The sequence below is a fragment of the Nocardioides cynanchi genome, from assembly GCF_008761635.1.
Lineage (GTDB): Bacteria > Actinomycetota > Actinomycetes > Propionibacteriales > Nocardioidaceae > Nocardioides > Nocardioides cynanchi.
Map to the genome: position 1 here is coordinate 893,386 of NZ_CP044344.1, position 21,523 is coordinate 914,908.

Annotated in this window: 23 protein-coding genes; 9 read left to right on the forward strand and 14 right to left on the reverse strand. The window is 73.2% G+C overall.

Features of this window, described 5'->3' with window-relative positions; all coding sequences use genetic code 11:
* Positions 1 to 85: 85 nt before the first annotated feature.
* On the reverse strand, positions 86 to 1,270 hold the full coding sequence (locus tag E3N83_RS04590; protein ID WP_151082181.1) for an acyltransferase family protein: 1,185 nt from the start codon (positions 1,268 to 1,270) through the stop codon (positions 86 to 88).
* 110 nt (positions 1,271 to 1,380) lie between these two features.
* Positions 1,381 to 3,270: a glycine rich domain-containing protein gene (locus E3N83_RS04595; protein WP_191907942.1), complete on the reverse strand. Its 1,890-nt coding sequence runs from the start codon at positions 3,268 to 3,270 to the stop codon at positions 1,381 to 1,383.
* A 151-nt stretch (positions 3,271 to 3,421) separates the two neighbouring features.
* On the opposite strand from E3N83_RS04595, the gene E3N83_RS04600 reads away from it, so the two are divergent.
* Complete coding sequence (locus E3N83_RS04600; protein WP_151082183.1) at positions 3,422 to 4,942, forward strand: CYTH and CHAD domain-containing protein; 1,521 nt, start codon at positions 3,422 to 3,424, stop codon at positions 4,940 to 4,942.
* Between the two features lie 46 nt (positions 4,943 to 4,988).
* Here E3N83_RS04600 and E3N83_RS19425 read toward each other — a convergent pair whose 3' ends face one another.
* Positions 4,989 to 5,300: a hypothetical protein gene (locus E3N83_RS19425; protein ID WP_191907943.1), complete on the reverse strand. Its 312-nt coding sequence runs from the start codon at positions 5,298 to 5,300 to the stop codon at positions 4,989 to 4,991.
* A gap of 88 nt (positions 5,301 to 5,388) precedes the next feature.
* On the opposite strand from E3N83_RS19425, the gene E3N83_RS04605 reads away from it, so the two are divergent.
* A complete protein-coding gene (locus tag E3N83_RS04605; RefSeq protein ID WP_191907944.1) occupies positions 5,389 to 6,057 on the forward strand; it encodes a class II aldolase/adducin family protein in 669 nt (222 codons plus the stop codon).
* Between the two features lie 47 nt (positions 6,058 to 6,104).
* On the opposite strand, the gene E3N83_RS04610 is transcribed toward E3N83_RS04605, so the two are convergent.
* Entirely contained in the window at positions 6,105 to 6,545 is a 441-nt protein-coding gene (locus E3N83_RS04610) for a DUF6069 family protein (protein WP_151082185.1), read from the reverse strand.
* Positions 6,546 to 6,726: 181 nt separating this feature from the next.
* Between E3N83_RS04610 and E3N83_RS04615 the strand changes: the two genes are divergently transcribed.
* Entirely contained in the window at positions 6,727 to 7,089 is a 363-nt protein-coding gene (locus E3N83_RS04615) for a YciI family protein (protein WP_151082186.1), read from the forward strand.
* 16 nt (positions 7,090 to 7,105) lie between these two features.
* On the opposite strand, the gene E3N83_RS19430 is transcribed toward E3N83_RS04615, so the two are convergent.
* The gene (locus tag E3N83_RS19430; protein WP_191907945.1) at positions 7,106 to 7,258 is read right to left on the reverse strand and encodes a hypothetical protein; all 153 of its coding nucleotides are present in this window, start codon (positions 7,256 to 7,258) and stop codon (positions 7,106 to 7,108) included.
* A 229-nt stretch (positions 7,259 to 7,487) separates the two neighbouring features.
* Between E3N83_RS19430 and E3N83_RS04620 the strand changes: the two genes are divergently transcribed.
* Positions 7,488 to 7,877 (forward strand): VOC family protein, encoded by a 390-nt coding sequence (locus tag E3N83_RS04620; RefSeq protein WP_151082187.1) that lies wholly within the window; start codon positions 7,488 to 7,490, stop codon positions 7,875 to 7,877.
* Positions 7,878 to 7,892: 15 nt separating this feature from the next.
* Here the strand turns inward: E3N83_RS04620 and E3N83_RS04625 are convergent, their stop codons facing one another.
* Both E3N83_RS04625 and E3N83_RS19435 read right to left on the reverse strand, forming a co-directional pair.
* Positions 7,893 to 8,231 carry a hypothetical protein gene (locus E3N83_RS04625; RefSeq protein ID WP_151082188.1) on the reverse strand — a complete coding sequence of 113 codons (339 nt, stop codon included), beginning with the start codon at positions 8,229 to 8,231 and terminating at the stop codon, positions 7,893 to 7,895.
* A 102-nt stretch (positions 8,232 to 8,333) separates the two neighbouring features.
* A complete protein-coding gene (locus E3N83_RS19435; RefSeq protein ID WP_191907946.1) occupies positions 8,334 to 8,732 on the reverse strand; it encodes a low affinity iron permease family protein in 399 nt (132 codons plus the stop codon).
* 73 nt (positions 8,733 to 8,805) lie between these two features.
* On the opposite strand from E3N83_RS19435, the gene E3N83_RS04635 reads away from it, so the two are divergent.
* Positions 8,806 to 10,497, forward strand: a complete 1,692-nt coding sequence (locus E3N83_RS04635; protein WP_191907947.1) for a cyclic nucleotide-binding domain-containing protein — start codon at positions 8,806 to 8,808, stop codon at positions 10,495 to 10,497.
* 18 nt (positions 10,498 to 10,515) lie between these two features.
* On the opposite strand, the gene E3N83_RS04640 is transcribed toward E3N83_RS04635, so the two are convergent.
* Genes E3N83_RS04640 through E3N83_RS19440 form a run of 5 tightly spaced genes read right to left on the reverse strand, consistent with a single transcriptional unit; the run spans position 10,516 to position 13,691 of the window.
* A complete protein-coding gene (locus tag E3N83_RS04640; protein ID WP_202879322.1) occupies positions 10,516 to 11,259 on the reverse strand; it encodes a PIG-L deacetylase family protein in 744 nt (247 codons plus the stop codon).
* Positions 11,256 to 11,831, reverse strand: a complete 576-nt coding sequence (locus E3N83_RS04645; protein WP_151082192.1) for a GNAT family N-acetyltransferase — start codon at positions 11,829 to 11,831, stop codon at positions 11,256 to 11,258. The genes E3N83_RS04640 and E3N83_RS04645 overlap by 4 nt, the downstream gene beginning before the upstream one ends.
* Complete coding sequence (locus tag E3N83_RS04650) at positions 11,828 to 12,040, reverse strand: hypothetical protein (protein ID WP_151082193.1); 213 nt, start codon at positions 12,038 to 12,040, stop codon at positions 11,828 to 11,830. The genes E3N83_RS04645 and E3N83_RS04650 overlap by 4 nt, the downstream gene beginning before the upstream one ends.
* Positions 12,037 to 13,497: an MFS transporter gene (locus E3N83_RS04655; RefSeq protein ID WP_191907948.1), complete on the reverse strand. Its 1,461-nt coding sequence runs from the start codon at positions 13,495 to 13,497 to the stop codon at positions 12,037 to 12,039. The genes E3N83_RS04650 and E3N83_RS04655 overlap by 4 nt, the downstream gene beginning before the upstream one ends.
* Positions 13,494 to 13,691, reverse strand: a complete 198-nt coding sequence (locus E3N83_RS19440; protein ID WP_191907949.1) for a hypothetical protein — start codon at positions 13,689 to 13,691, stop codon at positions 13,494 to 13,496. Before E3N83_RS19440 ends, E3N83_RS04655 begins: the two co-directional genes overlap by 4 nt.
* A 231-nt stretch (positions 13,692 to 13,922) precedes the next feature.
* On the opposite strand from E3N83_RS19440, the gene E3N83_RS04660 reads away from it, so the two are divergent.
* Positions 13,923 to 14,999 (forward strand): class I SAM-dependent methyltransferase, encoded by a 1,077-nt coding sequence (locus tag E3N83_RS04660; RefSeq protein WP_151082195.1) that lies wholly within the window; start codon positions 13,923 to 13,925, stop codon positions 14,997 to 14,999.
* 4 nt (positions 15,000 to 15,003) lie between these two features.
* Here E3N83_RS04660 and E3N83_RS04665 read toward each other — a convergent pair whose 3' ends face one another.
* On the reverse strand, positions 15,004 to 17,844 hold the full coding sequence (locus E3N83_RS04665) for an ATP-binding protein (RefSeq protein WP_191907950.1): 2,841 nt from the start codon (positions 17,842 to 17,844) through the stop codon (positions 15,004 to 15,006).
* 139 nt (positions 17,845 to 17,983) lie between these two features.
* On the opposite strand from E3N83_RS04665, the gene E3N83_RS04670 reads away from it, so the two are divergent.
* Complete coding sequence (locus E3N83_RS04670; protein WP_151082197.1) at positions 17,984 to 19,153, forward strand: NAD(P)/FAD-dependent oxidoreductase; 1,170 nt, start codon at positions 17,984 to 17,986, stop codon at positions 19,151 to 19,153.
* Positions 19,154 to 19,177: 24 nt separating this feature from the next.
* Here E3N83_RS04670 and E3N83_RS04675 read toward each other — a convergent pair whose 3' ends face one another.
* Entirely contained in the window at positions 19,178 to 19,627 is a 450-nt protein-coding gene (locus E3N83_RS04675; protein ID WP_151082198.1) for a hypothetical protein, read from the reverse strand.
* Between the two features lie 260 nt (positions 19,628 to 19,887).
* Between E3N83_RS04675 and E3N83_RS04680 the strand changes: the two genes are divergently transcribed.
* Both E3N83_RS04680 and E3N83_RS04685 read left to right on the forward strand, forming a co-directional pair.
* Positions 19,888 to 20,814, forward strand: a complete 927-nt coding sequence (locus tag E3N83_RS04680) for a universal stress protein (RefSeq protein ID WP_151082199.1) — start codon at positions 19,888 to 19,890, stop codon at positions 20,812 to 20,814.
* A 126-nt stretch (positions 20,815 to 20,940) separates the two neighbouring features.
* A complete protein-coding gene (locus E3N83_RS04685; RefSeq protein WP_151082200.1) occupies positions 20,941 to 21,519 on the forward strand; it encodes a 2-oxoacid:acceptor oxidoreductase family protein in 579 nt (192 codons plus the stop codon).
* Positions 21,520 to 21,523 lie beyond the last annotated feature (4 nt).

Sequence of the window (21,523 nt, forward strand, 5' to 3'; positions counted from 1 at the left end):
CCTTGTGCCTACCACAACCGGGGCGCGTAGTGACAGCACCGGGACCTCACCCCAAGGGGTGGGGATCGGTGCCACCGGGGCCTGATCAGGGACCCGCGGGGGCTCCGGTGCCGGGTGATTCGCGGCGTACGTCGAGGACGTGGTTGGTGAAGTTGGAGACCATGACGTCGAGCGACGTGCGTGCCACCGCTGGGGACTCGCGCTCGGCAGGCACCGTCCGCGGGGGACGGCGCGAGTGGCTGATCCTCCGGCCGAGCTGGATCATCGGCTGCTCGACGAGCCGGTACGTGACCTCGGCGACGAAGAGCGAGATCCCAAGCACTGCGCCGTACCGGATGAGCTCGACTGCCACGTTGTGGCTGCCGCTGGCCAGGCCCAGGTCGACGAAGTTCTTGACGACAGGGTGGATGAGGTAGATCGCGTAGGAGCGGGTCCCGATGTAGGTGAGCCAGGGTCGGCTGAGCCCGGCAGCGAGCCACCGGTTGCCGCTGAGGGTGGCGACGATCAGAACGGCCGTGATCAGGGCGATGGCTTGGTTCCGGGGGGTTGCGGAGGGAATGAGCGCGACGGCCAGCACGTAGGCGGTGAGCGCTGCGATCGACCAGGAGCCCTTCGAGACCACGGCGAGGCGGTCGAAGGTCGCTCGCTCGTGCATGAGGATCGCGGTGACGCAGCCGACCAGGATCGCTGAGTAGAGGCCGAAGTAGTTGAGGGCAGACCAGGGAGTCCAGGCGGCGATGAAGGTGCTCGCGGTCAGAGCGGCAGTCAGCGCCAGGCGGCGGCGTGCCAGGAAGGGCACAGCGAACGCGATGACCGGCCAGACGAGGTAGTACTTCTCCTGGACCGCCAAGGACCAGGTGTGGCCGAAGGTGGAGCCGTGCTCGAACTCGTTGTTGTAGGTGAGGTAGAGCGGGAGGTCGCGGCGGAACGCGCTCTCTCCACCGTTGAGGTGCAGCCCCAGGATCAGGATCGTGTAGCCGACCAGGGAGACGTAGTACAGCGGCAGGATGCGGAAGATCCGACGGATGTAGAAGCTGGTCACCGAGATACGGCCGGTGTTGTGCTGTTCGCGGAGCAGCAGGGTGGTGATCAGGAAGCCGCTGAGCACGAAGAACAAGACGACGGCCCCGTGGAAATAGGTCCAGATCGGGTCATAGACGTGGGCGGTGATGACGAGCGCGATGCTGACTCCGCGGAGGCCGTCGAGGGGTGTGAACCGCCGGAGTTGCTGGAACTCGGTGAAGCGCGTGTCGGCCCGAGTCCCTGGCATTGCCAAATTTTAGTAGAAGTCGTGGGTTTCCATGGGTGGATCGGGCGAGCCCATTTCGGGTACGACGAGCCGCACTGTGGACGTCGTTCTGGGCGTCACAGCCGAGAGGGTCAGCGGGTGATCTTCAGGGAGCGCTTGACGGTGGCCGCACCGGAGTAGTCGGAGTTGCCAGCCTGGGCTGCGGCGATGGTGCAGGTGCCTCTGTGCCGGGCGTGCACCTTGCCCCGGACCACGCTGCAGGTCCGCGGGGTCTTGGTGACGTAGTGCACCCGGAGCAACGAGGTGGCGGTGGCGCGCAGCGCCTGGTTGGCGTGGTGCAGCCGCATCGCCTTCAGCTTCGGGAACCTGATCGTCTGGGTGGCGCGGACCACGGTGACGGACTGGGTCTGCTGAGCTGCGGCGGTGTAGTCCGAGCTGCCGGCCTGGTTGGCCGCCACGACGCAGGCGCCGGCGTGGATGAACTCGACGGTGGCGGTGTCGTCGCCGTGGTCGGTCACCGTGCACGAGGTCGAGGTCGAGGAGAACGTCACGGGGCTCGTGGAGGCGCCGCCGGTGGCGGTGACGAGGTACGACGCGCCCACCTTCGGACCGACCGGGCTGGCCGAGGTGAAGCCGATCGACTGCGCGGCCTGACCGACGATCATGGTCTGGGTCTGCTGGGCTGCGGGGGTGTAGTCCGCGTTGCCGGCCTGGTCGGCCTTCACGGAGCAGTCGCCGACGTGGACGAAGTCGACAGTGGCGGTGCTGTCCCCGTGGTCGGTCACCGTGCAGGTGGACGAGGCGCTGGAGAAGGTCACCGGGTTGGCCGTGTTGCCGCCGGTGCCGGTGACCAGGTAGGAGCCGCCGACGGCGGGGGCCGGGGGAGTGGAGGTGAAGGCGACCGTCTGCGAGCCCTGCGCCACGCTCATCGACTGGGTCTGCTGCGGGGCCGCGGTGAAGTTGGCGTCCCCGGCTTGGTCCACCGCGATCGTGCAGCCGCCGAGGTGGGTGAAGTGCACCGTTGCCGTGTCGTCGCCGTTGTCGGTCACGGTGCAGGTGGCCGAGGTGGTCGAGAACGTCAGCGGGGCGCTGGAGCCGCCGTTCGACGCCGTGGCGAGGTAGCTGCTGCCAGCGACCGGGTTCGCCGGGGCCGTGGACGTGAAGGCGATCGACTGGCCGAAGGTCACCGACACGAACGTCACCGACGGAGTCGACCCGAGGGGCGCCAACGAGGTGCTGACCCCGGTCGCAGAGGGTTCGACGTAGCTCGAGCCACCCGCGCCACCGCTGTAGGGGTTGCCGCCACCGCCGCCGTAGTAGCCACCGCCACCGCCGCCGCCCGTGACATTGCCTTCGGGGGAGTAGGACCCCTGCCCGCCCACGCCGAGCGTGCCGGCGGTGCCGGCCCCGTAGAAGGTGCATCCGGTGCCACCGGCGCCGCCGGCCACCAGCGTGCCGGGCTGGGCGGCCGAGCTGCCTCCGCCGCCGCCGGCGCAGTAGCTCTGCAGCCCGTCTCCGCCGGCCGCACCGGCGTCACCCACGGCGCCCTGCTTGGTGTTGCCCGAGCCTCCGCCACCGCCCGCGACCAGGACCCGGTGGGCCAGGTCGTCGGTTCCGACGCGGATGTCGGACGCTCCGCCTCCGGACGCCGCGGTCTGCGAGGCGCCGCCACCGTTGGCCGCTCCGCCGCCGGTGCCGTAGCTGCCGTTCGCGGCGACGTGCACGTAGACGGTCTGCCCGGGGGTCACGCTCACCGTGGCCTGGACCTCGGCCGCCTGGCCACCCGCGAGCGGGCCGTTACCGCCCGCGCCACCGACGGCGTCGACCGTCAGCGCCGTGACCCCGGCAGGCACGACGAAGAAGTGCGTCGAGCCCTCGTCGTTGAAGGTCGCGGCGGATGCGCTGGACGGCACCGCGGCGATGCCGAGGGCTCCCAGACCGGCCGTGGTGAGGCCGATGACCAGCCGCTTGGTACGGCGGGGGCGGGCGGCGTGCGGGCCGGAGTCGGCAGTAGAGCGCACAACGGTTCCTGTCGGAGAAGGGGTGAAGACGGGAGAAACGCTTCTCCCGCTTCGGAGACAGGCCCGTGCCACGAACGTAACAGCGGGATCGACGTCCGCGCTCCACAACTCGCAACCCCCGGCGTTCACCTTGGCCCGGTAGACACGTGGCATGAGCGCCGACCACCTCGAGGTCGAGGACAAGTACGCTCTCGACGAGTCCACCGTCCTCCCCGACCTCGGCACCATCTCCGGGGTGAAGAGCGTGTCGGTGGCCGACCACGAGCTGGTGGCGACGTACTTCGACACCCCCGGCCTGGCATTGGCCGCCGCGGGCGTGACACTCCGCCGTAGGACCGGGGGCGAGGACGCCGGCTGGCACCTCAAGCTGCCCCGGGAGGACGGCCGCCTCGAGATCGCCCTGCCCCTCGGTCGGGCTGTGCGCACGCCGCCGGCGGCCCTGCGCCAGGTGGTCGCCGGCATCGTCCGGGACGACGAGCTGGCACCGGTCGTCGTGATCCGCACCGAACGTCGGGCTCATCGCCTGCACGACAAGCGCGGGGAGGTGCTCGCCGAGCTCGCCGACGACCGCGTCTCGGCCGAGCCGGTGACCTCCGGCGCGCCGGGTCTGGCGCCGATCACCTGGCGCGAGGCCGAGGTGGAGCTGGTCTCCGGGAAGCTCTCCCTGCTGGTGCGGGTCGCGGACCTGATGGCGTCGGTCGGCGCCCGTCGTTCGCAGAGCCCGTCGAAGCTCGTCCAGGCCCTCGGTGACCGGCTGACGCCGGCCGGCGCCACGCTGCGACCCGAGCTGAGGGGCAAGAGCCCCGCAGCCGATGTGATCCAGCTTCGCCTTCTGACCCAGGCCGCCGCGCTGCGACAGCAGGATCCCTGGGTGCGCCACGACTCACCCGGGGCCGTGCACAACCTGCGGGTCACCGTGCGTCGGCTCCGGCACGCCCTGGCCAGCTATGCCGCCTTCCTCGACGTCGAGCAGACCGAGCCGCTGCGCGAGGAGCTGGGCTGGCTCGGCGACCTCTTGGGCGGCCCGCGCGATGCCGAGGTGCTCGCAGGGCTGCTCACCAGCCTGGTCGACGAGGTGCCGACGACTCTGGTCCGCGGACCGGTCCGGGCCCGCATCGCGGCCGCCTGCCGCCAGAGGTACGACGTCGAGCGCGCCGCCCTCGTGTCGGCGATGGCGTCGGGCCGGTACTTCGACCTGGTCGACCGGGTCCAGGCTCTGGCGGAGGCTCCACCGTGGACCGAGAAGGCCGAGAAGAAGGCCGCCCGCACCCTGGCGAAGGCGCTCGACGAGGACTGGAAGCGGCTGAGGGCGCTGGTGCTCCGGGCCGCCGACGAGCCGGCCGAGTCCACCGCGCTGCACGACGTACGCAAGGCCGCGAAGCGGGTCCGGTACGCCGCCGAGGCGCTGGTCCCGCTCCCCGGCAAGGGTGCCAAGCGGATGGTCCGGGCGCACGAGCGGATCCAGGCCGTGCTCGGCGAGCTTCACGACGACGTCGTGGCGCAGGGCGCGCTGGTCGAGCTCGCCGACGCGGCGCTGGCGGCGGGGGAGAGCGACTTCACCTACGGGCTGCTGCACGCCCGCCTCCAGGCGCGCTCGGCCGAGCACGCCGCGGCGTTCGACCTCGCGTGGCAGGACTCGCTCACCGCCCGGGCCCGGCAGCGGATCGGCTGACCGGCCGTCCCGGCGACAGCGTCGACACTGCGCGCGGGGCCGTCGGTCAGGGGTCGACCTGCTCGCGCCACTCGACGAGCAGCTCCTCGACGTACTGGTCGGGGGAGAGCTGCTCGGTGACGTCGAGCAGGGCCTGCATGGCGTAGACGGCGCCGCTGACCAGCATCGTCAGGTCGACCTGGGCGGTCTCCGAGTCGGCTGCCATCGAGGCCGAGACGGCGCCGAGATCCATGAAGCGGCCGGCCGCCAGGGCGATCTGGGCGTCGACTCCCTGCTCGTCCTCGTGGGCTGCGGTGATCACCGACATCAGGTCGATGAACACGTGCGCGATTGACCTGACCTCGTCCACATCCGCCATGGTCGACACGCTAGTACGACGAACGGCGGCCCGCCCCTGGCGCCGACTCGACCCGAGGTGGATAGTCGGCGCAGCGAAGGGAGGACCCATGGACAAGGGTCTGGCGGAGCGGGTCGTGGAGACGGCGGGGCGCGTGGTCGCGAGCGGAGCGATCTCGACCAACGGGCACGGCAACGTCAGCATCCGGGAGCCCGGCTCCGACGAGATGTACTTCACCGCCGGCCCGTCGCTGCGCGGCCACCCGCTCGACGCGGTGGTGCGGGTCGGCCTGGACGGCGTGCTCCGCGAGGGCGACCTGCCGCCGATCCAGGGAGCAGTGGTCGCCATGCACACCGCGATGTACGCCGACCGGCCGGACGTCGGCTGCGTTATCCACACCCACTCGCCCTTCGCCACGGCGTACGCCGTCGCCCAGCGGCCGATCGGCTGCTGGATCGAGGCACTGGCGATGTTCGGGCTCCCGAGCGGGATCCCGGTCGCCGGCTACGGGCCGCGCGGATCCGCCGAGGCGATCGCGCACATCCGCGCGGCCGTGCTGCCCGACCACCCGGCGGTGCTGCTCGCCAACCACGGGGTGCTGGTCTTCCACCGCACCCCGGAGCTCGCCGTCCTGGTCGGCGGGATCGTCGAGGAGGCCGCCGAGGCGGGCTTCCACGCCAGCGCGCTCGGTGGCCCGGTGGAGCTGCCCGAGGAGATGCGGGCGGCCGCGCTGCAGCGGGCGATGGCCTACGCCGCAGCGGGCACTGCTCACGGCTGACACAGCGAAGCACCCCTCGACCGAGGGGTGTCGCTGGTGAGCGCTCCTCACCGGGCGCGGACGAGACGCGAGGCGAGGGCCGGGACCACGATCGACGCGGCGACCGTGTGCAGGGTGATCAGGGTGGCGGCCGAGGCGGCGTCGAAGCCGAAGGTCAGGTCGGGGACGAAGGACAGCGCGGTCAGCGCGATCGCGGTCCGGACGAAGGTACGCCGCGGCCGACGGGCCCGGCGGGACAGGACGGCGGCGAGCCCGACACCCAGGAGCGAGAAGGCCAGGGTCAGCTCGGCGAACCCGGCGATCGGGATGCTCACGCCGGTCTGGTCCGCGAACGAGACACCGGCGGCGGAGGCCAGGGCGGCCAGCACGGTGGTGGTGACCGACGCGATGGCAGCGGCGGCGACGCCGCGCTTCCAGATCACCGGCCGGGCTCCCGGACGGGCGGCGGTGGCGGTGGTGCTGGTGGAGATCTCGGTGGTGGTGGTCATGTCGACTCCTTGTGTGGTGGTGACCCGGACGGGCCTGGTGACACCTCCTCCACGAACCATCGGAGCCGGATTCGACAGCGTCCGAGAAAGTGGTGAAGGGTTGTCGTTTCGCCGAGATCCCCTTCGTGGTGAGAGTGGAAGGCGGTCATCGGGACCGCCCCGGAGCACAAGGAGCACTGACATGACGCACTACCTGATGAGCGTGCACGGGCCGGTCGAGCGCGAGGAGTTCGGCGGCTACGGCTCCCGGGAGGCGATGGAGGCGGCCTTCGCCACGACCGGTGAGTTCAACGACCGGCTGAAGGCCGAGGGCTACTGGGTCTTCGCGGGCGGGCTGGAGCCGGCCACCACTGCGACCGTCGTCGACGGGCAAGGCGCCACCCCGGTGATGACCGACGGCCCCTACCTCGAGACCAAAGAGGTCATCGGTGGCTTCTGGGTGATCGACGCGCCCGACCTCGATGTGGCGCTGAAGCTGGCCGCCGACGGCTCGCGGGCCTGCGGTGGCAAGGTCGAGGTCCGGCCGTTCGAAGGGCTCGCCTGAGCCGGCTCTCCCGGGCCTACCCGGGTCCGAGCAGGTCGGCCGACAGCCACTCCTCGACGACCACCCACCCGGAGGTGTCGAGCACGGGACGGACGACCCGCCCCTGCCAGCCCGCCGCGACCTGGCGCCACTCGAGGAGGAGACCGGGGTTTCGGCCGTGCTGGTCCACGACCCAACAGGGTTTGACCGGTGCGGCCGGCCCCGGTTCGCTCCTTCGCGGGACGGGGGCCTGGGACGGGGGAGGGTCACAATGGATGCGCTCGGCCAGGGACGGACGGTCGCTGCGGCGCCTCATCCCTCCGGCCATGGGACATGGTGACACATAGACCGAACATGTGTTCGAACGATCGTCGCGGCAGACTGGTACCCCGTCGACCCGCCTACCGGAGGTCTTGCACATGACCAGCAAGTTCACCGAGCTCGCCGTCGACTGCGCCGACCCGGTCGGGCTGGCGCAGTTCTGGTGCGCGGTCCTCGGCTACGAGGTGCAGGGGAACGACGCGGACGAGGTGGTCACGATCGGCCCGCCGCAGGTGCCGGAGGGCAGGGACCGGCCGGGTCCGGTGCCGCCGACGCTGACCTTCGCCCGGGTGCCGGAGGGCAAGATCGTCAAGAACCGGCTCCACCTCGACCTCAATCCGGCCGACGCCGACCAGGACGAGGAGGTACGTCGTCTCCTGGCGCTGGGGGCCCGTCGCGCAGATGTCGGGCAGGGCGAGCAGAGCTGGGTGGTGCTCACCGACCCGGCCGGCAACGAGTTCTGCGTGCTGGCGGCCCGCTGTCCCTGAGGATCCGAGCCGGTCTCAGACCGACTCGTCCTGGAAGTGCACCGGGATGGCGTGCCGCGGCAGCTCCTGCTCGAGGATGTTGCGGACCCGCGCCCGGTCGGCCTCGTCGCACTCGACGATCAGCGAGCGTCCTGCGTCGCCGTGCCCCAGCACGGTGCTGAAGCTGGCGTGGTTCAAGGCGGTGCGCAGCGGTGCCGGGTCCTGACCGGCCGGCACGTCGTACGACGCCGTGTGGGTCTGCGACTGGTGCAGCCGGGTCTCGGTGCGGGCATCCTGCTGGCCCCATTGACGTAGGGCCAGGATGATCAACGCTGGGATGCCCACGAGGGCGACGGCGATGGCGACGAAGATCATGGTTCCTCCTCCCTCCAGCGTCGGGTGGGTACTGAGGAGGGGCGAGGGTCGTAGGTCGCCGGGCCCGGGGCCGTAGGTCCCGGCTCAAGGCGTCGTCGGGACTCAGTCGTCGCCGACGTGGGAGTCGCGCACCTCGCGGTGCTTGCGAGCCGTCGCCCGGAGCTGGTCGTCGGGCGCGTCCTCGAGGCTGATCACCGAGTTGTCGGCGTCGGGCAGGGCGGCCAGGATCTCGTCGAGCTTGCGCTGGGTGGCCTCCTGCTCGCGGGCCTGCGTGTGCTGGATGACGAAGACCATCGCCAGCGTGATCGCCGCGACCAGGGTCTGGAAGACCCGTTCCAGCCGGGTGGGGAACTGCAGCCACAGGGAGAAGAGCACCCACAGCAGGTCGAGGCCCACGATCGTGAGCGCGACCCACGACGTCGAGGACAGGTCGTCCAGCACGTGCAGCAGCCGGGAGGTCGGCCGCTTGCCGGTGGACGTCGTGCCGCTCCCTGAGCTCATGCCGGGATTGTCCACCGTCGCCCCGCCGTCCCGAGTGCCGGGCTCACCGGGCCGGGGACCGCTGCTGGATACAGTGACGGTCTCTCGGTCCGGAGGACAGGAGGCGCAGCGTGCGCACCCGACGTCTGGTCCGGGCACCTCGGTGATCGTCGGCACCGACCCCGGAGGCCGCTGGGCGGTGGTCCGGCAGGCGCTGCGCAACCCGCGGCTGCGGCGGGTGCTCGCCGCCTTCCTGGTCTTCAACATCGCGGAGTGGGCCACCTGGATCGCGCTGCTGGTCTGGGGGTACGGCGAGGGTGGCGTCCGCGGGGCGAGCGCGATCAGCCTCGCCCAGCTGCTGCCGGGAGCCCTGCTGGCCTCACCCGCGGCGGCCCTGCTCGACCGTCTTCCACGCGGTCGCGCGGTGTGCGCCGGCTATGCCGCGCAGGCGGTCGCCTACCTGGGGCTCGGTCTCGCCCTCGGCGCCGGCGCGCCGGTGGCCGTGGTCGCGCTGCTGGCGGCCACCACACGGGTCGCGGCGAGCCTGACCCGGCCGATGCACCACGCGCTGCTGCCCGAGATCTCGCACACCACCGGTGAGCTGACCACGGGCAACGCGGCGTCGGGCTCCCTCGAGGCACTGGGGACCTTCGCCGGACCGCTGGCCAGCGGCGGGCTGCTCACACTGTGGGGACCGGGCGTGGTGCTGCTGACGTTCGGCGCGGCGACTCTCGTGTCCGTGGCGCTGACCCTGCGCCTGGAGTCCTCCGGCCAGCGGCGGCCCACCGCCGCCAGCGAGCACGGTGAGCGACCGATCCGCGACCTGCTGCGGGACCCGTCCGCCCGGCTGATGTCGGGACTGATCGCCGCCGAGCAGGTGCTGGTCGGGATGATGGACATCCTCCTGGTGCTGCTGGCCCTCGACGTGCTGTCGATGTCCGACGCCGGCCCGGGAGTCCTGAACTCCGCGATCGGCCTGGGCGGCCTCCTGGGGGCCGGGCTGACGATCGTGCTGATCGGGCGCCAGCGTCTGGCCCGGCCGCTCGTCCTGGGGGCGGTTGCCGCCGGGGCCGCGTTCGCCTTGGCCGGCACGGCCTCGGTGCCGGTCGTCGCGCTGGTGCTGGTCGCGGTGAGCGGGGCGGGCAAGGCGTTCTACGACATCACCTCGCGCACCTTCATCCAGCGGCTGCTGCCCGACCACCTGCTCGGCGCCATGTTCGGCCTGCAGGAGGCGATGACCATGTCCGGGATCGCCCTGGGCACGGTGGTCGCACCCGGCCTGGTCGGGGCGGTGGGTCCGCGGTGGGCGTTCGTGGTGGCGGGCTCGTTCCTGCCGGCGGTGGCGCTGGCGTCGTACGCCATGGTGCGAAGGCTCGACGACGACGCGGCGGTCCCGGTCGAGGTGCTGACCTTGCTGCTGCGGGTGCCGATCCTGGCGGTGCTGGCACCTCGGATCGTGGAGCGGCTGGCCCGTGACGCGGGCCGCGAGGAGGTGAGGTCCGGGGAGGTGGTGGTCCGCAGCGGCGAGCCGGGGTCGCTCTTCTACGTGATCAGGTCGGGCTCGGTCGAGGTCAGGATCGACGGGGCGGCGGTCCGGGAGCTGGGGCCGGGTGGCTGGTTCGGGGAGATCGCACTGTTGCACGACGTGCCCCGCACGGCGACAGTGACCGCGCTCAGCGACCTCGAGCTGTGGACCCTGGACCGTGACTCGTTCCTGTCGTCGGTGGCCTCGGTGCCCACCTCCCTCGACCTCGCCGAGTCCCACATCCGCGACACCTACCTCTGAACGGTGGCGCCCCGCAGGTCAGCCGAGCCGGCGCGCCGCGACACGGGGCGCTGCCACGAAGCTCTCGTCGGCCCACCAGCGGCGGTAGACCGTGGCACCCACGAGGTCCTCGAGTCCACGCGTCTGCGACGCGTGAGCCCGCAGCGCGCGATGCTTCTGGGTCAGCCGGCGACCGGTCAGGTGGAGGTGCGCCGCCAGGTCGGCTTGGGGGGTCGACGGGGGACGCCCCGCGAACCAGAGGCCGACCTCCTCGTTCAGGTGACCCCACTCGTCGTGGAACTCCGGCGTCAGCGTGGCGTACCACAGCTCACCCCGTTGCCCGGTCAGTCGCCAGGCCTCGGTGGTCCACCGGGACACGGCCCGGTGGTCGTCGTGGCCGGTCATCCCGTCGGGTCCGAACGTGACGACGGTGTCGGGCCGCAGCTCCTCGAGCACCCCGACCAGGGCGTCCGCCCCGGCTGCGAGCGGCAGGTCCGCCAGCTCGCCGTCGCGGTGGGGGAGCCAGCGGTGCTCGTGCACCCCGACCACGGCCAAACTGTCTCTCAGCTCGCGCTCGCGGTGCGGGGCCAACCGCTCCGGTGGCCAGCGCTGAGGGTCGTCGGTCCCGTGCTCACCGCGGGTGGCGGTGACCACGACCACCCGGCCGCCCGCGCGGCGTACCGCTGCCATCAGTCCGGACGAGAGGTAGGCCTCGTCGTCGGGATGCGCCCACACGCCGAGCAGCGTGCGGATCCGGTCCGGCCGGGCCTCGCCCCGGGTCACGGCCGAGATCCCTTCAGCGCCGAGACGGTACGACGGTGGACCGGTCGCGCGGAAGGTTCGAACGAGACCTCGAAGTCCGCCGTCCCCTCGTCCCAGCCCACCCGCGTGGCAACCCCGTCGACACCGTGCATCAGGCGGACCGCCGCCTCGTTGTCGTGGGCGATCGTCAGCGACACCCGGGTGACCCCGAGCTCACGGGCACGGGCGGTGAGGGCCCGGGCGAGGCCGGTGCCGACGCCGCGTCCCTGCCAGGCGTCGACCACGGCCACGGCAGCCTCGGCGACGGCCGGGTCGTCGGGGTCGCGGACGAACCGGGCGACCCCGATCGGACGGCAGGCACGGTCGCGCGCGACCAGCGCCACGTGGTGGTGGTCGTCGACGTCGGTGAGGGCGCGCAGGTCGGCAGCGGTCAGGCGAGGCTTCGCGGTCAGGAACCGCTGCTCGCGCGACCGCGGCCCGAGCTGGTCGAAGACCTCCAGGACGGTGGCCACGTCACCGGGTGCGAGCGGCTCCACCGCCCGCACCACGGCCGGGGCGAGTCCGCCCGCGGTGGTGGTCGGGCAGGCGGTCATGACGTGCACTCCTGGGTCGGTCGGGCCGGGACGTGGCGCCGGACCCAGCGACGGCGGGTCTCGGTCCGGGCGGCGCGCGCTGCGGCCCTTTGCTCGCGGTCGAGATGCTCGGCGGCGACGCGGGCGGCCACCCGCCGGGCGCGTTCCCGGTTCAGTGCGGCGCGCTGCTGGTCGCTGGACAGGGCGTAGATCAGGTCGGCGGGCATCATGTGGTCAGCTCCAGTTCAGGTCGTGGTGTGGTGCGGGGACCCGGGCGGCGGTGGTCTGACGTGCCGGGCGGGAAGAGGGTGGCGACGGCGGCCGCCAGGGCACAGAAGCCGGCAGCCACCAGCCAGACGGCGTGGAAGTGGGCCGGGGACGGGGTCGCGGACGGGCCGAGCAGGCCCACCGACACCGCGACGCCGAGGGCGGCGCCGAGCTGGCGGCCGCTCTGGTTGAGCCCCGAGGCGGCGGCGAGATCGGCCCGGTCGAGTCCGTGCACGGCCGCGGCGGCCAGCAGCGGGTAGCACAGGCCGACACCGATCCCGAGCAGGACGGCGAGGGCGTACCACCGGGGCTCGAAGTGGTCACCCGACAGCGTCAGCGCGCTCAGACCGAGCCCGACAGCCATCACCCCGGCACCGGCCGCGATCGGGGTGCGGTAGCCGACCAGCCGGGCGAGCCGACCTACCCGGGTGGTGAGCAGCACGACGACGAGGCCCATCGGGACCAGGCAGCCGCCGGCCTGGACCAGGTCGAGGCCCCAGCGCCCGACCAGGAACAGCATGAACGACAGCACCATGGAGAACAGGCCGGCTGCGTAGAGCACGGAGACCGCGACGGCCACCGCCACCCGGCGACGGTGCAGCAGCGCCAGGTCGAGCAACGGGTCCGCGACGCCGGCCGAACGTCGTACGAAGTAGAACGCCAGGGCGACCCCCGCGACCAGGCTGCCGATCACGCGGGGGCTGGTCAGCCCCCAGTCCGAGACCTCGGACAGGGCCAGGGTGACCGCCGCGGCCGAGGACGTCAGGACCAGGGCGCCGACGGGGTCGGGCAGCCGCCGCCCGGGATGCCGGCGAGTCTCCGGAAGCAGCCGGGGTGCGGCCAGGGTGATCGCCGCGACGATCGGCAGGTTGACCAGGAAGGCCCAGCGCCAGTCACCGAGCGTGGTCAGGAAGCCGCCGACGAACGGTCCGACGGTCATCCCCAGGGCGGCCGCGCCGGTCCAGCGCGCGGTCCAGCCGGCGCGGTCCCGGTCGCCGGTGGCGGCGAGGAGCAGGCCGAGCGATGCCGGTGAGGACGCGGCGGCGCCGAGCCCCTGCACGGCGCGACCGGCGACCAGCACGGGCAGGCTGGGGGCGAAGCCGCACACGAGGGAGCCGAGCGCGAAGACGGCCAGGCCACCGAGGTAGGTCCGCCGTCGCCCGGCCCGGTCGGCGATCCGGCCGGCCGGGACCAGGGTGGCCGCGAAGACGATCGCGTACGCCGTGATCACCCAGGAGACCGCCGCGCGGCCGTCGCCGCGGAAGTCGACCCCGATGGCCGGCATCAGGGCGTTGGCCACCGACACGTCGAGCGAGACCAGCAGGCCGCCGGCGGCGGTCACTGCGAAGACTCCCCGGCGGGGCTTCGTAGCGGCCGCTGCCTCGGCAGGGCGGCCCCCGGCCGCGAGCAGATCGGTCATGCCCGGCTCACGAACGCCGCGAGGCGGGACCAGGAGCCGGAGCGCCGGGCGGTGGTACGACGCGTGGCCGGTCCCGCCTCGCGCCCGGCGCCCGGCGCCGGGACAGGGGTCGGGCGAGGGTGGCGGGCCCGGACCCGCGCCGCCAGCACGTCCTGGCGCTGGGTCGCCAGCTGCTCCAGGAGGTGGTGAGTCATCACGATGCTTCCTTCCCACGGTGCGGCAGGGTCGCCGCGCGTGGTCAAGCCTGTGGCGCGCGGGGCGCGCGCACATCGGTGCGGAGCACGGATCCGCGGACTCCGTGGTGGTCTCCGTGGTGAGCACGGATGCGGGTGTCCGGGCCCCCGGCGCAGGGTTTCCGGGAGCCGTCCACCCGGCCGGCCGCACGTCGTACCGACACCAGGACGACCCGTCCGAAGGAGCAACCGATGACCGTGACCGACACGCCCCGTCTCGACGAGGCAGCCCTCGAACAGTTCGTGCACCAGGCGGTGGGCGACCTCGCCGCCGCCATCTCCGGCCTGATGGTCCATCTCGGCGACCGGCTCGGGCTGTACCGCGCGATGGCCGGGGCCGGCCCGCTGACGGCGGCCGAGCTGTCCGCCCGGACCGGCACCTCCGAGCGCTACGTCCGCGAGTGGCTGAGCAACCAGGCCGCCGGGGGGTACGTCGCCTACGAACCCGCCGCGGGCACCTTCGAGCTCAGCGCTGAGCACGCGCTGGTGCTCGCCGACGAGAGCAGCCCGGTCTTCCTCGACGGAGCCTTCGAGACCATCGCCTCCTGCTACACCGACCACGAGGCGTTCGCAGAGGCGTTCCGGAGCGGCGACGGGATCGGCTGGGGCGACCACGACGACCGGCTGTACACCGGTGCGCTGCGCCTCTTCCGACCCGGCTACGCGGCGAACCTGGTGGACTCGTGGCTCCCCGCGCTCGACGGCGTGGTCGAGAAGCTGCGGGACGGTGCCAGTGTGGCCGACGTCGGCTGCGGGCTCGGAGCGTCGACGGTGATCCTCGCGCAGGCGTTCGAGCACTCGTCGTTCGTCGGGTACGACATCCACGGCCCGTCGATCGACGCGGCCCGCGAGGCGGCGGCCGAGGCCGGGGTGGAGCGGCGCGCCCGCTTCGAGGTGGGCTCCGCGAAGGATCTGCCCGGTGCCGGCTACGACCTGGTCACCCTGTTCGACTGCCTGCACGACATGGGTGACCCGGTCGGTGCCGCCCGACACATCCGGGACTCACTCGCCGAGGACGGCACCCTGCTGCTCGTCGAGCCGGCCGCGGGGGAGCGGCTGGAGGACAACCTGAACCCGGTGAGCCGGCTCTACTACGGCCTGTCGACCGTGATCTGCACGCCGTCGTCGCTGGACCAGGAGGTCGGCCTCGGGCTGGGGGCCCAGGCCGGGCCGAAGCGGCTCGAGGAGGTGCTCAACGAGGCCGGCTTCTCCCACGTGCGGGTGGCCACGCGCACGCCGTTCAACCTGGTGATCGAGGCCCGTCGCTGAGCAGTCAGGCCCATGCCATGGGGGTGGCCCCGAGCGCGGCGAGCTCCTGCTCGCCGCGCTCGCGGTCCGCTCCGCCCAGCATCACCAGGGTCCGGAACCACTGGTAGCGCGCGCCCAGGCGCCGGAGCTCGGCGGCCGCGGCGACCAGACCGGCACGGCCGGACTCGTCGTTCGCCCCGGCCGCCAGGCCCGACGCCCGCCGGACCACCGCCTCGGCGATCGGGTTCCCGGCGACCAGCGGCACGGCCCGGGCGACACGCTCGTGCGCGTCGGGACGGCCCGCCAGCACCGCGGCCTCGGCCCACGCCGAGGCGTACCACGGCCGCCACATGCCGTTGTAGTGGTTGACGAACTCCTCGGGGTCCTCGGCGAGCAGGGTCACCGCATCGCCGGCCTGCCCACGGTGGAGCAGCACGAGGGCGTCGAAGAAGTCGCCGAAGTGGATCGTCTCGCGAGGCCGTCCGGGCGTGGCCAGGGTCGCGGAGACGTCCTTCCAGTGCTGGCGCCGGACGTCGTCACCGCGCAGCGCGTGGACCGTGGCGGCGGCGTACGGCGCGGGGCTGAGGTTGCCGGCGATCGGGCGCCCGGCCCGCTCCCACCCGCGCTCGAACAGCACCGAGAGCCGGACCGCCTCGTCCCACGCCCCGCTGAGCAGCGCGACCACGATCAGGCGGGAGGTCGCGAGGTGGTCCTCCTCGCGGTAGAAGGGCAGGTCGCAGAGTCCCTCGCCCAGCCGGTGCGCTGCCCGCAGGTCGCCCGCGGCCACGGCGCAGGCGGAGCCCATCTGGAACGCGTCGAAGAACTCCAGCGCCGAGTCCGCCGTCACCGGCACCCGCGTCAGCAGGTCGGTCCGCAACACGGCGCAGGCCAGGGCCTCGGCGGGCTCACCGTGGGCGGTGTGGATCGTGCAGCGCATGTCGAGCGCCGCGGACTCGCCCATCGGGTCACCGGCCGCCCGGGCCAGCTCCATGGCGCGCTCGACCAGGTCGACGGTCGCGGGGTCCCGCTCGTCGGCGTCGAAGGCCGCGGCGGTCAGGATCCGGCTCTCGGCGGCCAGGTCGCCGTCAGCGAGGGGGCGGGCCCGGTCGAGCAGCCGCCGCACCTCCCCCTCCGGTGGCAGCGTGGCGATGATGCCCGGGCCCCGGTTGATCAGCTCGGCGGTCCGGGCCAGCTCCAGGGCGGCGCCGGTGCGGTCGCCGGAGCGCAGGGCCGCCTCCGCGGCCAGCTGGCGCAGCCGCAGCGCCTCGTTGCCGAACTGTCGCCCCTCGGCAGCCCCCGCCGCCAGTCTCAGGGCGGAGGCCGCCGCGGCGTCGTCGGGCGCCAGCTCGGCGGCCAGCTCGTAGCGTCGCTGGGCCTCGCCCGGCCGGCCACGGTCGAAGGAGAGCTCGGCCAGCAGCAGGGAGACCTGGTACGCCGGCTCCCGCTGGTCGGGCACGTAGCGCGCCCGGGGCAGCGCCTGCCGGGTCTCGGCCGAGATCACGTCGAAGTCGGCCCGCCACGCGTCGCCCTCGGGGCCGTCCATCACCGGCGGCAGCATCCGCCGGGCCGCAGCCAGGATCCAGGCCAGGTGCCGGGCCTGGAGCTCCGCGGTCTCGCCGGCGTCCTCGACGAGGGCGGCGCCGTACTGGCGGATCGTCTCCAGGACGCGGTAGCGGGTGCCGCCGGGGGTGGTCGCGGTCACCAGCAGGCTGTGGTCGGCCAGCCGGGCCAGGATCGAGGGCACCGGCTCCTCCGGGGACCCGAGTGGTGCCCACCCCGCCAGCACCTCGGCCGCCGAGGCGGCTGCGAAGGGTCCGGCGAAGACCGAGAGCCGGCGCAGGAGAGCGCGGTCCGGCTCGTCGAGCAGCCGGTAGCTCCAGTCCAGGGTGGAGCGCAGGGAGCGGTGCCGGTCGTCGAGCCGGGACCCGCCGGTGAGGAGGACCAGCCGGTCCGCCAGGCCCGACTCCAGCCCGTCGAGACCGAGGGTCGGCAGCCGGGCTGCTGCGAGCTCGATCGCCAGCGCCATGCCGTCGAGGCCACGGCAGAGCGACACCACACGCGGGAGGTCGTGGTCCGCGACGGTGGCGCCACCGGCCGCGGCGCGGCTCAGGAAGAGCTCGACGGCGTCGGCGCGGCCGTCGGGGTGGGGCTCCACCGAGAGACCCGGCACGGGGAAGGCGCGCTCGAAGGGGAGCAGGAGCCGGGCCCGGCTCGTGGCCAGCACGGTCAACGACGGACAGCCGGCCAGCAGCCGCTCGACCAGCACCCCGACGCCGTCGAGCACGTGCTCGCAGTTGTCGAGCACCAGCAGCGCGGTGCGCGGCGCCAGCCAGCCGGTGACCACCTCCTCGATCGACCGGCCCTGGCTCTCGTTGAGGCCGAGGACGAGCGCGAGCGCCGTCGCGGTGAGGGTGGGGTCGGTGACCGAGACCAGGTCGACGAACCACACGCCGTCCGGGAAGTGCGCCTCCACGTCGCGGGCGACGCGGAGCGCCAGCCGGGTCTTGCCGACGCCACCGGGCCCGATCGCGGTGACCAGGCGCTGTTCGGTCAGTGCGGCGACGAGCGCCGACGCCTCGGACTCGCGACCGACGAACGACGTGAGCGGGGTCGGCAGTGAGGACGACGGGCCCCGGTCGGGCCAGCGGGTGGCCGGCACGGTGAGGTAGTCCTCGGCCGCGTTCGCCAGCTCGCGGCGGTCGTCGACCTGCAGCTTGCGCAGGAGCGACGACACGTGGCTCTCGACGGTGCGCACCGAGATGAACAGGCGCTCCGCGATCTCGGCGTTCGTGAGGTGGTCGGCAACGGCGGCGAGCACCTCCGCCTCGCGTGCCGAGATCGCCGACACCCCAGCGTCGGCGGTCACCCTCCCCGTCACCACGGCACTGATTCTGCACCCTGGCGCGGGTCGGGTCCTCGCCCGTTCTCGACCCGTGGCGTCCCGACGTCGGCGGCAGTACGGTGTCGCCGGTCTCGGACGGTCGTTCAGCACGAGAGGGGATGCCATGCCCGGGATCGATCGACAGCCGTTGCGTGTCGTGGTGCTCGGCGCCGGATTCGGCGGTCTGGAGCTGACCACGCGGCTCTCCGACGAGCTGGGCGACGGGGTGGACGTCGTGCTGGTCGACCGGACCGAGGACTTCGTCTTCGGCTTCTCCAAGCTGGACGTGATGTTCGGGCGCCTCGAGCCCGAGCAGGTGCGACACCGTTACGAGGACATCGCCGCGCCCGGGGTCCGCTTCGTGAACGCCGAGGTGCTCGCCATCGACCCCGTGGCCAGGCGGGTGGAGACCACGTCGGGCGCCTTCGAGGCCGACGTCCTGGTGCTGGCGCTGGGATCGGACCTCGACCCGACCGCGACCCCGGGCCTGGCGGAGGACGGCGTCGACTTCTACAGCGAGGCGGGTGCCTTCGCGGCCCGCGACGTGCTGGAGCGCTTCGAGGGAGGGCGGGTGGTGATCGGCGTGATGTCGACGCCGTACAAGTGCCCGCCGGCCCCGAGCGAGACCGCCCTCCTGGTCCACGAGCACCTGACCCGCCGCGGGCAGCGGGAGCGCTCCTCGATCACTCTCGTGCTGCCGCTCCCCAGCCCGGTCCCGCCGTCACCGGCGACCTCGGCGGCGTTGACGGAGGCGTTCGACCAGCGCGGCATCGACCTGCGGGCCCATCGCGCGGTGCAGCGGCTCGACCCGGAGCGCCACGTCGCCGTGCTCGACGACGGGAGCGAGCTGCCCTACGACCTGTTCCTCGGGGTGCCGGTGCACCGGGTGCCGGAGGTCGTGGAGAGATCCGGGATGGCCACCGACGGGTGGGTGGCCGTGGACCGTGGGACCTTGGCGACGCGCTGGCCGGGGGTGTACGCCGTCGGTGACGTCACCAGCGCCGGCACCCCCAAGGCCGGGGTCTTCGCCGAGGGGCAGGCCTCGGTCGTGGCCGAGGCGATCCTGGCGCAGGTACGTGGCCAGGGCGGCGGCCCGGCCTACGACGGCCACGGGGTCTGCTACGTCGAGTTCGGCGACCAGGAGGTCGCCGTGGTCGACGTGACCTTCCCCGACGGTGCGGCACCTTCGGGCTTCCTCGAGGGACCGTCCGTGGAGCTCGCCGCGGTCAAGGGCGAGTTCGGCACCAGCCGGATCCGGCGCTGGTTCGGACAGGACTGGGCGCCGCTGTCCTGACTTGCTGCGACCGGCGGGAGGGCGTCACGTCGTACGGCGCACGTAGCGGCCGTCGAAGGCGGTGCGCCACGTCGTACCTCCGTCGGAGGAGACCTCCCAGTGCTGCCGGACCTCGCCGGACGTCGGGGTCCAGGTGATCCGCTGGTGCTCGGGGGCCGAGCCCTCGGCCTCGCCCGGCGCCAGCCCCTCCATCACCATGGCCCCGTCGCGGAGGCCTCCGTCCAGCATCAGCACGCCACCGGCGGAGTCGACCCAGGTCTGGTGCCAGCAGCCGCGGAGCTCGTCCCAGGCGTTCAGGCTGCGGCCCTCGACGTCTCCGGACCCGTGCCAGTGCTCGGCCAGGGCGCCGGTGCCGAACAGCGCGGTGATGGAGTTGGTGCCGACCTGGCGGCCCTCGGGGCCGAAGACGTCCCACTCGCCGACCCAGAAGTCGAAGTCGTGGGCAGAGGCGGCACCGGCAGTGGACTCGGACATGGCCCGAACCTAGGGAGCCGGCACGGTCGGTGCCGAGACCCGGTGACCAAACGTGTCCGGAGCGCAACCGTCCCGTGACCCGGCACCGGCAGGACCGGAGGTCGGCCCGACGCCTCGTCGCCCGGGCGGGTGACCAACGGGTCACGGCCGTGACCGAAGGGCCCTGTCCGGGGCGCCCCGCAGACGGTGTGCTGGAAGCGAGGACCAGTCACGAACGAGCTCCCGGACCGGGCCCGCCCGGCGGGACAGATGGAGGGGCCATGACCACCGCCACGCTGACAGGGCACGTCGTCGTCGCCACCGACGGCAGCGAGGGGAGCCTGGCCGCGGTGAGGTACGCCGCCCGGGCCGCCGAGGGTCGTGGCGTGGAGCTCGAGGTCGTGCACGTCGTACCTCCCGGCCTGCCTGCGGGGCCTTTCGGGGCCGTGCCGGACGCTCAGATCCGCCGGTCGGGGAACACCACCCTGCGGCACAGCCGCGACGTCGCCGTGGCGGAGGTGCCGGACCTCGAGGTGGTCAGCACCCTCCTGATCGGCTCCCGGGTCGACGCGCTCGTCTGGCACACCCACGACGCGGCCGTCCTGGTGCTCGGCGCCGCACCCCACGGTCTGGTGGAGCGGCTGTGGACCGGCTCGGTGGTGACCGGCATCGCGGCCCGTGCCACCTGCCCCGTCGCGATCGTTCCGCTGGGCGCCCACGAGCCGCGGGCCGGCGCCGGACGCCGGATCGTGGTCGGCCTGAAGTCCACCGAGCACGCCGAGCACCTCCTGGGCGCTGCCTTCGCGCTCGCCCGCCAGACGCAGTCGGACCTGACGGTCGTGCACGCCTGGCACCTGGTGTCGCCGTACGACGACGCGATCGCGGAGCGGACCCTGCGTCGGGCCTGGCTGGTCGAGCAGGAGCGGACACTCGAGGACGCGCTGATCGACCACCGGCTGGCCTTCCCGGAGGTGCAGGTCGACGTCGACCTGGTGCACGGCCAGGCTGCGTTCGCGCTGGTCGGGCTGTCCCGCACCGCCGACATCCTGATGATCTCCCGGCCGGGTCACGGCGGACTGGTGCACTACCTGGGCAGCACGGCCCGCGCGGTGATCCGCGACGCCGAATGTGTGGTCGAGGTGGTGCCGCCGCTGCACGAGGAGCGCGAGCACGACGGTCGCCACGCCCTGGCTGGCGCCCGCGGCTGACGCGGCACGCTCGACGACCCCGGCGGGTGCCAGCGGTCCCGACCCGGGGGGACGTCCGGCCCTGCCCGGGGTGCGGTGGCGCAGACACGCTCAGGTGGTCGGACCAGTTGGACGGGAGGAGTCCCGGTGACCTTCGAGGTGAGGTTCCACGGGCGCGGTGGCCAGGGGGTTGTGACGGCCGCCGAACTGCTGTCGGTCGCGGCCTTCTCGCAGGGCCTGAGGGCCCTCGCGTTCCCCAGCTTCGGATCCGAGCGCACCGGGGCACCCGTGGTGTCCTACTGCCGGATCGACGACCGGCCGATCCGCGCCCATGACCCGGTGACCGAGCCCCAGGCCGTCGTGGTCCAGGACCCGACCCTGCTGCACCTGCCCGGGGTCCTCGACGGGCTGACCGACGACGGCTATCTGCTCGTCAACAGCTCGGGGAGCCCCGAGACGCTCCATCTTGCGGCGCTCGCCCCTCAGCTCGAGCCCCGGCGGATCGTCACCGTCGCCGCCACCGACCTGGCCCGCGCCGCTCTCGGCCGGCCGCTTCCCAACACCGCACTGCTCGGCGCCCTGGCCGGGCTGACCGGTGTGGTGAGCCTGACCTCGCTGCAGGCGGCGATCCGGGAGCGGTTCGGCGCGGCCGCGGGCGACCTGAACGCGGAGCTGGCCGAGCGGGGCCTGGTCCTGGCCACCGGAGGGAGTCGTCGTCGTGCGTAGGCAG

Coding starts and splice junctions, on each gene's coding strand:
- E3N83_RS04610 (WP_151082185.1), bottom strand. CDS start 6,545: ATGACCACCACCACCGAGATCTCCACCAGCACCACCGCCACCGCCGCC.
- E3N83_RS04625 (WP_151082188.1), bottom strand. CDS start 8,231: ATGATCTTCGTCGCCATCGCCGTCGCCCTCGTGGGCATCCCAGCGTTG.
- E3N83_RS04590 (WP_151082181.1), bottom strand. CDS start 1,270: ATGCCAGGGACTCGGGCCGACACGCGCTTCACCGAGTTCCAGCAACTC.
- E3N83_RS04620 (WP_151082187.1), top strand. CDS start 7,488: ATGACCAGCAAGTTCACCGAGCTCGCCGTCGACTGCGCCGACCCGGTC.
- E3N83_RS04680 (WP_151082199.1), top strand. CDS start 19,888: ATGACCACCGCCACGCTGACAGGGCACGTCGTCGTCGCCACCGACGGC.
- E3N83_RS19435 (WP_191907946.1), bottom strand. CDS start 8,732: ATGAGCTCAGGGAGCGGCACGACGTCCACCGGCAAGCGGCCGACCTCC.
- E3N83_RS04660 (WP_151082195.1), top strand. CDS start 13,923: ATGACCGTGACCGACACGCCCCGTCTCGACGAGGCAGCCCTCGAACAG.
- E3N83_RS04605 (WP_191907944.1), top strand. CDS start 5,389: ATGGACAAGGGTCTGGCGGAGCGGGTCGTGGAGACGGCGGGGCGCGTG.
- E3N83_RS04645 (WP_151082192.1), bottom strand. CDS start 11,831: ATGACCGCCTGCCCGACCACCACCGCGGGCGGACTCGCCCCGGCCGTG.
- E3N83_RS04670 (WP_151082197.1), top strand. CDS start 17,984: ATGCCCGGGATCGATCGACAGCCGTTGCGTGTCGTGGTGCTCGGCGCC.
- E3N83_RS19440 (WP_191907949.1), bottom strand. CDS start 13,691: ATGACTCACCACCTCCTGGAGCAGCTGGCGACCCAGCGCCAGGACGTG.
- E3N83_RS04650 (WP_151082193.1), bottom strand. CDS start 12,040: ATGATGCCCGCCGACCTGATCTACGCCCTGTCCAGCGACCAGCAGCGC.
- E3N83_RS04655 (WP_191907948.1), bottom strand. CDS start 13,497: ATGACCGATCTGCTCGCGGCCGGGGGCCGCCCTGCCGAGGCAGCGGCC.
- E3N83_RS19425 (WP_191907943.1), bottom strand. CDS start 5,300: ATGGCGGATGTGGACGAGGTCAGGTCAATCGCGCACGTGTTCATCGAC.
- E3N83_RS04675 (WP_151082198.1), bottom strand. CDS start 19,627: ATGTCCGAGTCCACTGCCGGTGCCGCCTCTGCCCACGACTTCGACTTC.
- E3N83_RS04600 (WP_151082183.1), top strand. CDS start 3,422: ATGAGCGCCGACCACCTCGAGGTCGAGGACAAGTACGCTCTCGACGAG.
- E3N83_RS04615 (WP_151082186.1), top strand. CDS start 6,727: ATGACGCACTACCTGATGAGCGTGCACGGGCCGGTCGAGCGCGAGGAG.